This window comes from Streptomyces asoensis (assembly GCF_013085465.1).
Classification (GTDB): domain Bacteria; phylum Actinomycetota; class Actinomycetes; order Streptomycetales; family Streptomycetaceae; genus Streptomyces; species Streptomyces cacaoi_A.
The window spans coordinates 6,831,234-6,844,879 of record NZ_CP049838.1; the positions used below are offsets into that span (position 1 = coordinate 6,831,234).

The window sequence follows — 13,646 nt, forward strand, 5'->3', positions numbered from 1 at the left end:
CCCCCTTTTTCACAGGGGGCGCCCTCAGCGCCGTACAAGCCCGCTCGGACGGCCAGGGCCGCCCGCTCGGTCGCCTCAGTCGCGGGAGCCGCCACCGAGGTGGTGGACACGGAGCATGTTGGTGGTGCCGGGCACGCCGGGGGGCGAGCCGGCGGTGATGATGACGATCTCGCCCGGGCTGAAGCGGTTGATCTTGGCGATCTGCTGGTCGACCATGTCGACCATCTCGTCGGTGCTGTTCACGAACGGCACGATGTGCGACTCGACGCCCCAGCTGAGCGTCAGCTGGTTGCGGGTGCCCTCGTCGGTGGTGAAGGCGATGATCGGCTGGGCCGCGCGGTAGCGGGAGAGCCGACGGGCGGTGTCGCCGGACTGGGTGAAGGCCACCAGACCCCGGCCGCCCAGGAAGTCGGAGATCTCGCACGCGGCGCGCGCGATCGAACCGCCCTGCGTGCGCGGCTTCTTGCCCGGCACGAGCGGCTGGAGACCCTTGCTGAGCAGCTCCTGCTCGGCCGCGGTGACGATCTTCGACATCGTCTTCACGGTCTCGATCGGGTACGCGCCCACGCTCGACTCGGCGGACAGCATGACCGCGTCCGCGCCGTCCAGGATCGCGTTGGCCACGTCGGAGGCCTCGGCGCGGGTCGGACGGGAGTTGGTGATCATCGACTCCATCATCTGGGTCGCCACGATCACCGGCTTGGCGTTGCGCCGGCACAGCTCGATGAGGCGCTTCTGCACCATGGGGACCTTCTCGAGCGGGTACTCGACGGCCAGGTCGCCACGGGCCACCATGACGGCGTCGAACGCCATCACGACGTCCTCCATGTTGTCCACCGCCTGCGGCTTCTCCACCTTGGCGATGACGGGGACCCGGCGGCCCTCCTCGTCCATGACCCGGTGGACGTCGGCGACGTCCTTGGCGTCCCGGACGAAGGACAGCGCGACCAGGTCGCAGCCCATGCGCAGCGCGAACCGCAGGTCCTCGATGTCCTTCTCGCTGAGCGCGGGCACGTTGACGGCCGTGCCGGGCAGGTTGATGCCCTTGTGGTCGGAGATGACGCCGCCCTCGATGACGATCGTCTTCACCCGCGGGCCCTCGACGTCCAGGACCTTCAGCTCGACGTTGCCGTCGTTGATGAGGATCTGGTCGCCGCGCGAGACGTCGCCCGGCAGGCCCTTGTACGTCGTGCCGCAGATCGTCTTGTCGCCGGGGACGTCCTCGGTGGTGATGGTGAACTCGTCACCGCGCACCAGCTCGACCGGACCCTCGGCGAAGGTCTCGAGGCGGATCTTCGGGCCCTGGAGGTCGGCGAGGACACCGATGGCCCGGCCGGTCTCCTTGGCGGCGGCCCGGACCCGGTCGTAGCGGCCCTGGTGCTCGGCGTGGGAGCCGTGGCTGAAGTTGAAGCGGGCCACGTTCATGCCGGCCTCGATCAGCGACACGAGCATTTCGTGGGAGTCGACCGCGGGGCCGAGAGTACAGACGATTTTCGAACGGCGCATGGGGCGATCCTATCGGTTTGTTTCGCTACGGAATATTCCGTCTGGTGGAAGATACAAATGAGAGGGGTTGTGCTCAGTTGCTTTCCTGCTCAGTTTGTCTTTTTCACCAGTGCGTAGGTCTGTGTGGCGATCTCCAGTTCCTCGTCCGTCGGCACCACGGCGACCGCCACCCGCGCGCCGGCGGGCGAGATCAGCCGCGGCTCGTCACCGCGTACCGCGTTCAGCTCGTCGTCCACCGCCAGGCCCAGGGAACCCAGGCCCGCCACGGCCGCCTCCCGCACCGGTGCCGCGTTCTCCCCGACCCCGGCGGTGAACGCGACCGCGTCCACGTGCCCGAGTACGGCGTAATAGGCGCCGATGTACTTCTTCAGCCGGTGAATGTAGATGTCGAAGGCGAGCTTCGCCCCCTCGTCACCCTCGTCGATCCGGCGTCGGATCTCCCGCATGTCGTTGTCACCGCACAGCCCGATGAGCCCGCTCTTCTTGTTGAGAAGAGTGTCGATTTCATCGATGGACATTCCACCAACCCGCGCCAAATGGAAGATGACGGCCGGATCGGTGTCCCCGGAGCGCGTACCCATCACGAGCCCCTCCAAGGGCGTCAGCCCCATCGAGGTGTCCACGCACCGGCCCTTCTCGACGGCCGAGGCGGATGCCCCGTTGCCGAGGTGCAGCACGATGACATTCACCTCTTCGGGTGCCTTGCCCAGCAGCTTCGCCGTCGCCCGGGAGACGTACGCGTGCGAGGTCCCGTGAAAGCCGTAGCGCCGCACCCGGTGCGCGTCGGCGGTCTCGACGTCGATCGCGTAGCGGGCCGCCGCCTCCGGCATCGTCGTGTGGAACGCGGTGTCGAAGACGGCGACCTGGGGCAGGTCGGGGCGCAGGGCCGTCGCGGTGCGGATGCCGGTGAGGTTGGCCGGGTTGTGCAGCGGGGCGACCGGGATCAGCCGCTCGATCTCGGCGAGGACGGCGTCGTCGATCACGGTCGGCTCGCTGAAGCGCTTGCCGCCGTGCACGACCCGGTGCCCGATGGCGGCGAGTTCGGGGGAGTCGAGACCGAGCCCGTCCTTCGCGAGCTCCTCCGCCACGGCCTTCAGAGCGGCGTCGTGGTCGGCGATCGGCCCGGTCCACTCACGGCTCTCGCCGCCGGTCGCGAGGGGCGTGTGCTTGAGCCGGGAGGACTGCTCACCGATCCGCTCGACGAGCCCGTTCGCCAGCCGGCTGCTGTCCCGCATGTCGAGCAGCTGGTACTTCACCGACGAGGAGCCGGAGTTGAGGACGAGGACACGCGTTGCTGTCACTGCTGGGAAGCCTTCTCGTTCGGGGTCTGGGCCTGGATCGCCGTGATGGCGACGGTGTTGACGATGTCCTGGACCAGAGCGCCCCGGGACAGGTCGTTGACCGGCTTGCGCAGGCCCTGGAGCACCGGCCCGACCGCGATCGCGCCGGCCGAACGCTGCACGGCCTTGTAGGTGTTGTTGCCGGTGTTGAGGTCCGGGAAGATCAACACGCTTGCCTGCCCGGCGACTTCGGAGCCCGGCAGCTTGGTCGCGGCGACGGTCGGCTCCACGGCGGCGTCGTACTGGATCGGCCCCTCGATCCTCAGGTCGGGGCGCCGCTCGCGGACGAGCTTCGTCGCCTCCCGCACCTTGTCGACGTCGGCGCCCGAGCCGGACGTACCGGTGGAGTACGACAGCATCGCGATCCGCGGCTCCACCCCGAACTGGGCGGCGGTCGCGGCCGCCTGGATGGCGATGTCGGCGAGCTGCTCGGCGTTCGGGTCGGGGTTCACGGCGCAGTCGCCGTAGACGAGGACCTTGTCGGCGAGGCACATGAAGAAGACGGACGAGACGATGTCGGCGTCCGGCTTGGTCTTGATGATCTCGAAGGCGGGCCGGATGGTGGCGGCCGTGGAGTGCACCGACCCGGAGACCATGCCGTCGGCGAGGCCCTCCTGGACCATGAGCGTCCCGAAGTAGTTCACGTCCGAGACGACGTCGTACGCCAGCTCCACCGTGACGCCCTTGTGGGCCCGCAACCGGGCGTACTTCTCGGCGAAGGAGTCGCGCAGCTCGGAGGTGGCCGGGTCGATCAGCGTGCAGTCGCCGAGGTCGATGCCGAGGTCGGCGGCCTTCTTGCGGATCTGGTCGACGGGCCCGAGGAGCGTGAGGTCGCAGACGCCCCGGCGCAGCAGCACCTCGGCCGCGTGCAGCACGCGCTCCTCGGTCCCCTCCGGAAGGACGACCCGGCGCTTGTCGACGCGGGCCTGCTCCAGGAGCTTGTGCTCGAACATCATCGGCGTGAGGCGGTCGGTGCTCGGTGCGGAGACGCGGCTGAGCAGATCGCTCGTGTCCACGTGCCGCTCGAACAGCCCCAGCGCGGTCTCGGCCTTGCGCGGGGTGGCCGCGTTCAGCTTGCCCTCGAGGGAGAACAACTGCTCGGCCGTGGGGAAGCTGTTACCGGGCACGGATACGACGGGCGTGCCGGGGGCCAGGCGGGCGGCGAGGGTGAGGATCTCGTCGCTCGGCACCTCGTCGAGGGTGAGCAGCAGGCCGGCTATCGGCGGGGTGCCGGCGCTGTGCGCGGCCAGCGAGCCGATGACCAGGTCGGCCCGGTCTCCCGGCGTGACGACCAGGCAGCCCGGGGTCAGCGCGTTGAGGAAGTTCGGCAGCATCGCCCCGCCGAAGACGAAGTCGAGCGCGTCACGGGCCAGCCCGGAGTCGTCGCCGAGCAGCACCCTCGCGCCCAGCGCGTGGCTGATCTGCGCGACGGTCGGCGCGGAGAGGGCGGGCTCGTCGGGCAGCACGTAACAGGGCACGGGCAGCCGGGTCGCGAGCCGGGCGGCGATCTCCTCCCGGTCGTCCGGGGCCACCCGGTTGGTCACCATGGCGAGGACGTCGCAGCCGAGAACCTCGTACGCCCGGTAGGCGTTGCGGGTCTCCGCGAACACGGACTCCACCGGCTGCTTGCGGCCGCCGACGACCGGGATCACGGACGCGCCGAACTCGTTCGCGAGGCGCGCGTTGAGGGCGAGTTCGTCCGGGAACTGGGTGTCGGCGTAGTCCGTTCCCAGGACGAGGACGACGTCGTAGGCGCGGGCGACGCGATGGAACCGCTCGACGAGGGTGGAGACCAGCTCGTCCGTCCCCTGCTCCGCCTGGAGGGCGGACGCCTCGTGGTAGTCCATGCCGTAGACGGTGGCCGGATCCTGCGCCAGCCGGTAGCGCGCACGCAGCAGCTCGAAGAGCCGGTCGGGCCCGTCGTGGACGAGGGGACGGAACACGCCCACCCGGTCGACCTGCCGGGTCAGGAGCTCCATGACTCCCAGCTCGACGACCTGACGGCCGTCGCCGCGATCGATTCCGGTCACGTACACGCTGCGGGTCACGCCAGCTCTCCGTCTCTGTACAGGGGCACGAGGGCACGGGGCACAAAAATCGCCCACCTAGGTGAGCAGATCCCTCTTGACAATACCTCTGGCCGTAGTTAAGGCGCCCGTCAAGAGACAGCCCGCTCGGCGGCGTGAAACAATCGAACCTGGCTCACCGGTACCAACAGCGAGCAGGAGACACAGCACGATGCGCATCGGAGTTCTCACCGCAGGTGGCGACTGCCCCGGCCTGAACGCAGTGATCCGGTCGGTCGTGCACCGCGCCGTCGACAACTACGGCGACGAGGTGATCGGCTTCGAGGACGGCTACGCGGGTCTGCTGGACGGCCGTTACCGAAGCCTCGACCTCAACGCGGTGAGCGGCATCCTGGCCCGCGGCGGCACCATTCTCGGCTCGTCCCGCCTGGAGCGCGACCGGCTGCGCGAGGCCTGCGAGAGCGCCTCCGACATGATCCACGACTTCGGCATCGACGCGCTGATCCCGATCGGCGGCGAGGGCACGCTGACGGCGGCGCGGATGCTGTCGGACGCCGGCCTGCCGGTGGTGGGCGTCCCGAAGACGATCGACAACGACATCTCGTCGACGGACCGCACCTTCGGCTTCGACACGGCGGTGGGCGTCGCGACGGAGGCGATGGACCGCCTCAAGACCACGGCGGAGTCCCACCAGCGGGTGATGGTGGTCGAGGTCATGGGCCGCCACGCGGGCTGGATCGCGCTGGAGTCCGGGATGGCCGCCGGCGCGCACGGGATCTGTCTGCCGGAGCGGCCCTTCGACCCCACCGACCTGGTGAAGATGGTCGAGGAGCGGTTCGCGCGCGGCAAGAAGTTCGCGGTGATCTGCGTCGCGGAAGGCGCGCACCCGGCCGACGGCACCATGGACTACAGCAAGGGCGCGATCGACCAGTTCGGTCACGAGCGCTTCCAGGGCATCGGCACGGCGCTGGCCTACGAGCTGGAGAAGCGGCTCGGCAAGGAGGCCCGACCGGTGATTCTCGGCCACGTCCAGCGTGGCGGTGTCCCGACGGCGTACGACCGTGTCCTCGCGACCCGCTTCGGCTGGCACGCGGTGGAGGCGGCGCACCGGGGCCAGTTCGGGCGGATGACCGCGCTGCGCGGGACGGACGTGGTGATGGTGCCGCTGGCGGAGGCGGTGACCGAGCTGAAGACGGTGCCGAAGGACCGGATCGTCGAGGCGGAGTCGGTCTTCTAGGGCGGACCCCGGGGCGCTTGCCTCGCGGACGGCCCTAGGCGGTCCGGTTCTCGAGGCTCGTCCAGAAGGTGTCGACGATCCGGTCGAGGAAGTCCCGGCCGGCGTCGCTCGCCTCCCCGGCCGCGCTGCCGCCGCCCCAGCTCAGTGTGGCGACCATCTGCCCCTGGTAGTCCTGGTGCAGCTCCTGGAGGGCCTCCTCCAGGAGACGCCGGTCCAGGGGCACGATCCTGCCCACGGGCCTGACGTACGCCTGCCAGCGGGTGCGGGCGGCGGTGCGCAGCAGGTCCGCCAGCTTGGCCTCCAGGCCGGTGACGGTGACCAGGTCGGGCAGCGAGAGGTCGAGCAGCTCGGCGAGGGCGGCGGACTGCCGGTCCGTGCCGCGCCACTGCCCGCTCTCCTCCATCCGCGTGTACGCCAGGAACTCGTGCCCCACGGCCCGGGCGACGTCCTCGGGGGCGAAGCCCTGGGCGACGCGGTGTTCGCGCAGGGTGCGCGGCCTGCCGATCAGCTCACCCGGGGAACACCACAACACGCCCGCGAGAGCGGTGAGTTCGGGATGCGTGGGGGTGAGTGCCCCGCGCTCCCAGCTGATGACGAGATCGGGGGTGGCGTGCGGCAGGGCGTAGGAGGCGCGCAGTCCGTGGGCGACGTGGTCCGGGGTCATGCCGAGCGCCGCGCGGAGCCTGCGGGCGGCGGGGGCGTTGAAGGGGGGACCTGGCTGACGGGTGTGGGCTGGAGGTCTGGGCACGGGGGACAAGGTAGGGGGGCGGAAGGCGCGGTGACTACAGGGTGTTTGGACATGGTCACCAGTTGTAGGAACCTACGGTGGTGACCGGTCGGTCAGTTGTGCCGCGTGATCTTTCCGACGACCGGCCCGTAGTAGGTGCCGCCCTGGAAGTTGATGGTGTCGCCGCCTGAGCCTGAGCCTGAGCCTGAGCCTGCTCCTGCTCCTGCTCCTGAGCCGGGTCGGGGCTCCTCCTGGGTGCCGGAGGTGCTCCGTGGGCGGGGGGCGTGCTTGCGCAGGACCGCCACCGCGACCTTGGCCGCCTGCCCCGCCGCCAGCTCCTGCGAACCCTCCGCGTCGGCCGCGCCCTTCCCGGCGTCGGCGAGGTCGCTGATGCCCCGGATGACGAGGGCGTCCAGCCGGCCGCCGAGGTGCGCCGCGTGGGACGCCCCCGAGCCCTCCATCTCGATGGCGTACGCGTCGTTGTACGTCCGTCGGATGTGATCCCGCACCGCGGACCGCTCGTCGGCCAGCACGACGTCCCCGCAGGCGATCGGCTTGCGGTGGGCCCGCACCCCGTCCAGGTCCCGCAGCGCCGAGCGGGCCGCCTGGACCAGGCGGTGCGAGCCGTGCCAGGACTCGGGGCGGGCCAGGAAACCCTCGGGGGTCTGCTTGCCGCCGTGGACGGCGTAGACCTTGGTGCCGACGACTACGTCACCGAGCCGCAGGTCGTCCTTGAGGCCGCCCGCGACCCCCACGAAGAGCAGGCACTCGGGGGTGAGTTCGGAGACGATACGGGTGGTGAGCGCCGCCGTGGTCAGGGCGCCCTCGCCGAGCTCGGCGAGCGCCACCGTCCAGCCCGTGCCGGAGAGCCGGCCCTGTTCGAGACGGGTTCCGTCGTCGAGGACGACTTCGTCGAGGGATTCCAGGAGTGCGCGCACGGCGTCGTACTCGACGGGAAGCGCGGTGAGGACCACGGCGATGGGTTCGGTCTCGGGCACACCCTTAAGGTACTGCCAGGATCATCGGGGGAGGGGGCGGTCACCATGGCCGAACAGGACGTCAGCGCCGGTCAGTTGCTGCTCGCCGAGTACCAGAGTGTCAAGGACGAGCAGAAGGCGCGGATCGGGTTCCGGGACAACCTGCTGTACGTGACCCTGGCGGTGGTGGCGGCGGTGATCGCCGCGGCGGCCCAGGCCGAACAGGCGTCGATGTTGCTGGCGTTGCCGCCGGTGTGCGTGGTGCTGGGGTGGACCTACCTGGTCAACGACGAGAAGATCTCGGCCGTCGGGCGGTATGTACGGCAGGAGTTGGGGCCGAGGCTCGCCGAACTGGCCGGGACCGAGGCGGCCTTCCGGTGGGAGACCTACCACCGGGGCGGCCCCGGGCGGACCTCCCGGAAGGTCGTGCAGTGCGTGGTCGATCTGCTGGCGTTCTGTGTCGTGCCGACGGCCGCGCTGGTCGTGTACTGGGGCGGGGGACAGGTGTCGGCGGGGCTGCTGGTGCTGTCCCTGGCCGAGGCGGGAGCGGTGGCGGGGCTGGGGGTCTTCGTCGTGCGGTACGCGCTGCCGTTCGGGGGCGGTGGTGAGTGAGGGCGGCGGCGGTGAGCGGTGAGCGATGCCGGTGGCGGTGAGCGAGGTGGTGGCGGTGAAGTGAGGGGGGCGGTGGGTGAGTGTGGTGGCAGTGAGTGACGGCGGCCGCGGTGGGTCAGGTGGCGGCGGCGGGTCAGGTGGCGGCGGCGGGTCAGGGGGGCGGCGGTGGGAGATGGCCCTGGCGGTGGGTGAGTGTGGTGGCAGTGAGTGACGGCGGCCGCGGTGGGTCAGGTGGCGGCGGCGGGTCAGGGTGGTGATGGTGGTGGTGGGTGGTCAGGGGGGTGCGGCGGTCACTTGCCGCGGGTCGTGCGCACCCAGCGGTAGACCAGTTCCGGCCTCCCCACCTGCCCGTACAGCGGCTTTCGCTCGGCTCTTCCCGCCTCCACCAGATGCTCCAGATACCGCCGGGCCGTGATGCGTGAGATGCCCACCGACTCGGCGACCCCCGCCGCGGTCAGCCCCTGCTCCGCCTCCCGTACGGTCTCCGTCACCCGCTCCAGCGTGGGCGCGCTCAGCCCCTTGGGCAGCGCGGCCGGCCCCGGCGCGCGCAGGGCCGCCAGCGCCCGGTCCACCTCGTCCTGACCGCTCGCCTCGCCCGCGGCCCCCCGGAACTCGGCGTACCGCACCAGCCGGTCCCGAAGCGTGGCGAAGGTGAAGGGCTTCAGCACGTACTGCACGACGCCGAGCGAGACGCCCTCCCGCACCACCGTCAGGTCCCGCGCCGACGTCACCGCTATCACATCCGCGTGATACCCCGCCGCCCGCAGCGAGCGGGCCAGCTGGAGCCCGTGCGCGTCGGGCAGGTGCAGGTCCAGCAGCAGCAGGTCGACCGGCGTGCGGTCCAGCAGACGCCGGGCCTCCGCGCCGGTGTGCGCCTTGCCCACCGCGACGAATCCCGGCACCCGGCCCACGTACATCACATGGGCGTCCGCGGCGACCGGATCGTCCTCCACGACCAGCACTCTGATCGGCTCTTCGCTCGTCATCCCTTGCCTCCAGACCCCGACACGGAGCCGGTGGTACCGGACGCGGCGGCACCGGAGGCCGTCGTCGTCGGCAACGGCAGGCGCACCAGGAACTCCGCTCCGCCGCCCGCGGCCTCCGCCACCGACAGCGTCCCCTCGTGCCGCTGTACCGCCTGCCGGACCAGCGCCAGCCCGAGGCCCCGCCCGCCCGGCCCGGCCGGCTTCGTCGAGAAGCCGCGTTCGAAGACCAGGGAGGCGTGTGCGGGATCCACTCCCGCTCCCGTGTCCGCCACCCGCAGCAGCAGCTCGGCGCCCTCCGTGGCGGCGGTGACCGTCACCTGCGCCCGGGTGCTCCCCTGGGCCGCGTCCACCGCGTTGTCGATGAGGTTGCCCAGGATCGTCACCAGGTCCCTGGCGGGGAGCGACTCCGGCAGCAGGCCGTCGTCCAGGGTGCTCTCCTGCGACACCACCAGCTCCACGCCCCGCTCGTTCGCCTGGGCCGTCTTGCCCAGCAGCAGGGCCGCCAGGACCGGCTCGCTGACCGCCGCGACCACCTGGTCCGTCAGCGCCTGGGCCAGTTCCAGTTCCGCGGTCGCGAAGTCCACCGCCTCCTCCGCCCGGCCCAGCTCGATCAGCGACACCACGGTGTGCAGCCGGTTCGCCGCCTCGTGGGCCTGTGAGCGCAGCGCCTGCGTGAAGCCGCGCTCGGAGTCCAGCTCGCCCATCACGGACTGGAGCTCGGTCACATCGCGCAGGGTGACCACGGTGCCCCGGCGCTCGCCGCCCGACACCGGGGAGGTGTTCACCACGAGCACCCGGTCCGCCGTCAGATACACCTCGTCCACCCGGGGCTCCGAGGAGAGCAGCGCACCCGTCAGCGGGGCCGGCAGACCCAGTTCCGCCACGGACATGCCCACCACCTCCCCCGAGACGCCCAGCAGCTCCCGGCCCCCGTCGTTGATCAGCGCCACCTTGTACTGTCCGTCCAGCATCAGCAACCCCTCCCGCACCGCGTGCAGCGCGGCCTGGTGGTAGTCGTGCATATGGCTCAGCTCGGCCGCGTTCATGCCATGGGTGTGGCGGCGCAGGGAGGCGTTGATGACGTACGTGCCGATCGCGCCGAGGGCGAGCGCGCCGACGGCCACCGCGAACAGGGCCGTCACCTGGTCCTGCACCCGCTTGCTGATCGACTCGACCTTGATCCCCGCGCTGACCAGGCCGATGATCGTGCCGTCGTCCTCGATCGGGGTGACCGCGCGGACGGACGCGCCGAGGGTGCCGGTGTAGGTCTCGGTGAAGGTGTCGCCCTTCAGGGCCTTCGCCGTGTTGCCGCGGAAGCGCTGGCCGATCTGGGTCTTGTCCGGGTGGGTCCAGCGGATGCCCTCCGGGTTCATGATCGTGACGAAGTCGACCTCCGTGTCCTTCATGACCCGCAGGGCGTACGGCTGGAGCTCGGCGGTGGGCTTCGCGGTCCGGATCGCCGCCCGTACGGAGGGTGAGTCGGCGACCGAGCGGGCCACGGCCGTGGCCTGGCGGCCCGCCGCCTCCTCGGCCTGGTTGCGGTCGCTGACGTACGTGAACAGCGCGTATCCCGCGACGAGCACCGCTATCAGCACCGCCTGCATGGCGAAGAGCTGGCCGGCCAGGCTGCGGGGTCTCGGCAGAGCGGGTATGCGCATGTCGTCAGTGTGCCCCCGGCGTTAAGTGTGAACTAAATGAACGGAAGGGTGACCGCCCTCACAGGGCGGGAGATAGTCACGGCAATCCCCCATAAACCCCGGACGTGAGCCGCACGCCGGTGATGCCGACGAAGACGTCAAGGAGGGCAGCCGTGGCCGCCAGCAGCACCCCCGACAAGGCACCTGCCGCACCCGCGGTCAAGCGGGACCGCACCCACTACCTGTACATCGCGGTGATCGTCGCGGTCGCCATCGGCATCGCCGTGGGGCTCGCCGCCCCCGACTTCGCCGTCGAGCTGAAGCCCATCGGGACCGGCTTCGTCAACCTGATCAAGATGATGATCTCGCCGATCATCTTCTGCACGATCGTGCTGGGCATCGGGTCCGTACGGAAGGCCGCCAAGGTCGGCGCCGTCGGCGGTATCGCCCTCGGCTACTTCATGGTCATGTCGCTGGTCGCCCTGGGTATCGGCCTCGTCGTCGGCAACATCCTGGAGCCGGGCACGGGCCTCGCCATCACGGACGCCGTGAAGGAGACCGGGCAGGCGCAGGTCTCGCCGGAGGCCAAGGACACCACCGAGTTCCTGCTCGGCATCATCCCCACCACGATCGTCTCCGCCTTCACCGAGGGCGAGGTCCTCCAGACCCTCCTCATCGCCCTGCTCTGCGGCTTCGCGCTCCAGGCCATGGGCAAGGCCGGCCAGCCGGTGCTGCGCGGTGTCGAGCACATCCAGCGCCTCGTCTTCCGCGTCCTCGCGATGGTGATGTGGGCCGCCCCGATCGGTGCCTTCGGCGCCATGGCCGCGGTCGTCGGCTCGTCGGGCGTGGACGCGCTCAAGAGCCTCGCCGTGCTGATGCTCGGCTTCTACGCCACCTGTTTCCTCTTCGTCTTCATCGTGCTCGGCGCGCTGCTGAAGATCGTCTCGGGTCTGAACATCCTCTCCCTGTTCAAGTACCTGGCCCGGGAGTTCCTGCTGATCCTGTCCACCTCCTCCTCCGAGTCCGCGCTGCCGCGGCTCATCGCGAAGATGGAGCACCTGGGTGTCAGCAAGCCCGTCGTCGGCATCACCGTCCCGACCGGCTACTCCTTCAACCTCGACGGCACCATGATCTACATGACCATGGCGTCCCTGTTCATCGCCGACGCCATGGGTACGCCGATGTCCCTCGGCGAGCAGATCCCGCTGCTGCTCTTCCTGTTCGTCGCCTCCAAGGGCGCGGCCGGTGTCACCGGCGCCGGCATGGCGACCCTGGCCGGCGGTCTCCAGTCGCACAAGCCCGCCCTGGTGGACGGCATCGGCCTCATCGTCGGCATCGACCGCTTCATGAGCGAGGCCCGCGCCCTCACCAACTTCGCGGGCAACGCCGTCGCGACCGTCCTGATCGGGACCTGGACCAAGGAGATCGACAAGGAGCGCGTCGAGCTGGTGCTCGCAGGCGGCCTGCCCTTCGACGAGAAGACCCTGCTCGACGACGACGACGCCGACGGCGTCGAGACCGCCCCGGCGGACGTGCCCGAGCAGCGCGAGGGCGGCGAGAAGGAACTCGCCAAGGCCTGACCCTCCCGACTCCGGGTGTCCGGCCCCGCCTGAACCGGGGCCGGACACCCGGCCACCACCCCACCGTCTCCGGGCGGCCGAGCACTCCCCCGTAGCTCGGCCGCCCGGTCCTTTGTTTCACCGGGGGCGTCGTACCGCCTCGTCCAGGTGGCTCAGTTCCTTCTCGGTCAGGGACAGGTCGGCTGCTGCCGCCGAGTCGCGTATCGACCGTGGGCGGCTTGCGCCCGGGATCGGGATCACTGTGGGGGAGCGGGTCAGGAGCCAGGCCAGGCAGAGCTGTTGGGGGCTGACGCCCCGCTCGAGAGCGAGCCGGTGGAAGGTGCCGAGGGCGTCGGAAGGCTGCTCGGCGGGCCCGTCGAGGGAGCTGCGGGAGATGCCGCCCAAGGGGCTCCACGGGAGGAACGCCAGTCCCAGTTCGGCAGCCAGCCGCAGTTCGGGCTCGCTGTCGCGCACGGCGGGGGAGTAGCGGTTCTGGACCGACACCAGCCGGTCGCCGAGGATCGCGTGGGCCCGGCGGATCTGGTCCGTGTCCGTGTTGGAGAGGCCGGCCAGCCTGATCTTCCCCTCGTCGAGCAGGTCCCGCAGCGCGCCCACGGACTCCTCGAAGGGGATCGCCGGGTCGGGCTTGTGGAGCTGGTACAGCCCGATCGCCTCGACGCCGAGCCGCCGCAGGGAGGCCTCCGCGGCCCTCTTCAGATGGCGGGGATCGCCGTTCACCGTCCAGTCCGCCGAGCCGCCGCCCGGTCTGCCCCGGCCGCCCTTCGTCGCCACGAGCACATGGGAGGTGTCACCGCCGTAGCCGGCGAGCGCGCGGGCCACGAGCCGCTCGTTGTGGCCGGGCTCCGCGCCCGGCAGGTGGTAGGAGTCGGCCGTGTCCAGCAGGGTCACGCCCGCGTCCAGCGCCGCGTGGACCGTGGCCAGGGCACGGGCCCGGTCGGGGCGGCCCTCGATGGACAGCGGCATCGCGCCGAGCCCGATCGCGCTCACGCGGACGTCGCCGAGGGTGCGGTGACGCAC

The 13,646-nt window shown here is 70.7% G+C and carries 11 protein-coding genes; 3 read left to right on the forward strand and 8 right to left on the reverse strand.

Features of this window, described 5'->3' with window-relative positions; genetic code table 11:
• Nucleotides 1-75: 75 nt before the first annotated feature.
• The 3 genes from pyk to pta all read right to left on the reverse strand — a co-directional run bounded on the left by pyk (nucleotide 76) and on the right by pta (nucleotide 4,894).
• On the reverse strand, nucleotides 76-1,506 hold the full coding sequence (pyk, locus tag G9272_RS30730; protein ID WP_171399516.1) for a pyruvate kinase: 1,431 nt from the start codon (nucleotides 1,504-1,506) through the stop codon (nucleotides 76-78).
• Nucleotides 1,507-1,595: 89 nt separating this feature from the next.
• The gene (locus G9272_RS30735; protein WP_171399517.1) at nucleotides 1,596-2,807 is read right to left on the reverse strand and encodes an acetate kinase; all 1,212 of its coding nucleotides are present in this window, start codon (nucleotides 2,805-2,807) and stop codon (nucleotides 1,596-1,598) included.
• Nucleotides 2,804-4,894, reverse strand: coding sequence for a phosphate acetyltransferase (gene pta / locus G9272_RS30740; RefSeq protein WP_171399518.1), 2,091 nt, complete (start codon nucleotides 4,892-4,894; stop codon nucleotides 2,804-2,806). Before pta ends, G9272_RS30735 begins: the two co-directional genes overlap by 4 nt.
• 190 nt (nucleotides 4,895-5,084) lie before the next feature.
• Between pta and G9272_RS30745 the strand changes: the two genes are divergently transcribed.
• Complete coding sequence (locus G9272_RS30745) at nucleotides 5,085-6,110, forward strand: ATP-dependent 6-phosphofructokinase (RefSeq protein WP_171399519.1); 1,026 nt, start codon at nucleotides 5,085-5,087, stop codon at nucleotides 6,108-6,110.
• Nucleotides 6,111-6,144: 34 nt separating this feature from the next.
• Here G9272_RS30745 and G9272_RS30750 read toward each other — a convergent pair whose 3' ends face one another.
• Nucleotides 6,145-6,867, reverse strand: coding sequence for an XRE family transcriptional regulator (locus G9272_RS30750; RefSeq protein ID WP_171399520.1), 723 nt, complete (start codon nucleotides 6,865-6,867; stop codon nucleotides 6,145-6,147).
• 83 nt (nucleotides 6,868-6,950) lie between these two features.
• The gene (locus G9272_RS30755; protein WP_171399521.1) at nucleotides 6,951-7,835 is read right to left on the reverse strand and encodes a 5'-methylthioadenosine/S-adenosylhomocysteine nucleosidase; all 885 of its coding nucleotides are present in this window, start codon (nucleotides 7,833-7,835) and stop codon (nucleotides 6,951-6,953) included.
• Nucleotides 7,836-7,880: 45 nt separating this feature from the next.
• Between G9272_RS30755 and G9272_RS30760 the strand changes: the two genes are divergently transcribed.
• Nucleotides 7,881-8,426: a hypothetical protein gene (locus G9272_RS30760; protein WP_171399522.1), complete on the forward strand. Its 546-nt coding sequence runs from the start codon at nucleotides 7,881-7,883 to the stop codon at nucleotides 8,424-8,426.
• Nucleotides 8,427-8,716: 290 nt separating this feature from the next.
• On the opposite strand, the gene G9272_RS30765 is transcribed toward G9272_RS30760, so the two are convergent.
• The gene (locus G9272_RS30765; protein ID WP_054239862.1) at nucleotides 8,717-9,412 is read right to left on the reverse strand and encodes a response regulator; all 696 of its coding nucleotides are present in this window, start codon (nucleotides 9,410-9,412) and stop codon (nucleotides 8,717-8,719) included.
• On the reverse strand, nucleotides 9,409-11,070 hold the full coding sequence (locus tag G9272_RS30770) for an ATP-binding protein (protein ID WP_171399523.1): 1,662 nt from the start codon (nucleotides 11,068-11,070) through the stop codon (nucleotides 9,409-9,411). Before G9272_RS30770 ends, G9272_RS30765 begins: the two co-directional genes overlap by 4 nt.
• A gap of 122 nt (nucleotides 11,071-11,192) precedes the next feature.
• Between G9272_RS30770 and G9272_RS30775 the strand changes: the two genes are divergently transcribed.
• Nucleotides 11,193-12,629, forward strand: a complete 1,437-nt coding sequence (locus tag G9272_RS30775) for a cation:dicarboxylate symporter family transporter (protein ID WP_171402248.1) — start codon at nucleotides 11,193-11,195, stop codon at nucleotides 12,627-12,629.
• Between the two features lie 117 nt (nucleotides 12,630-12,746).
• Here the strand turns inward: G9272_RS30775 and G9272_RS30780 are convergent, their stop codons facing one another.
• Nucleotides 12,747-13,646 carry an aldo/keto reductase gene (locus G9272_RS30780; protein WP_171399524.1) on the reverse strand — a complete coding sequence of 300 codons (900 nt, stop codon included), beginning with the start codon at nucleotides 13,644-13,646 and terminating at the stop codon, nucleotides 12,747-12,749.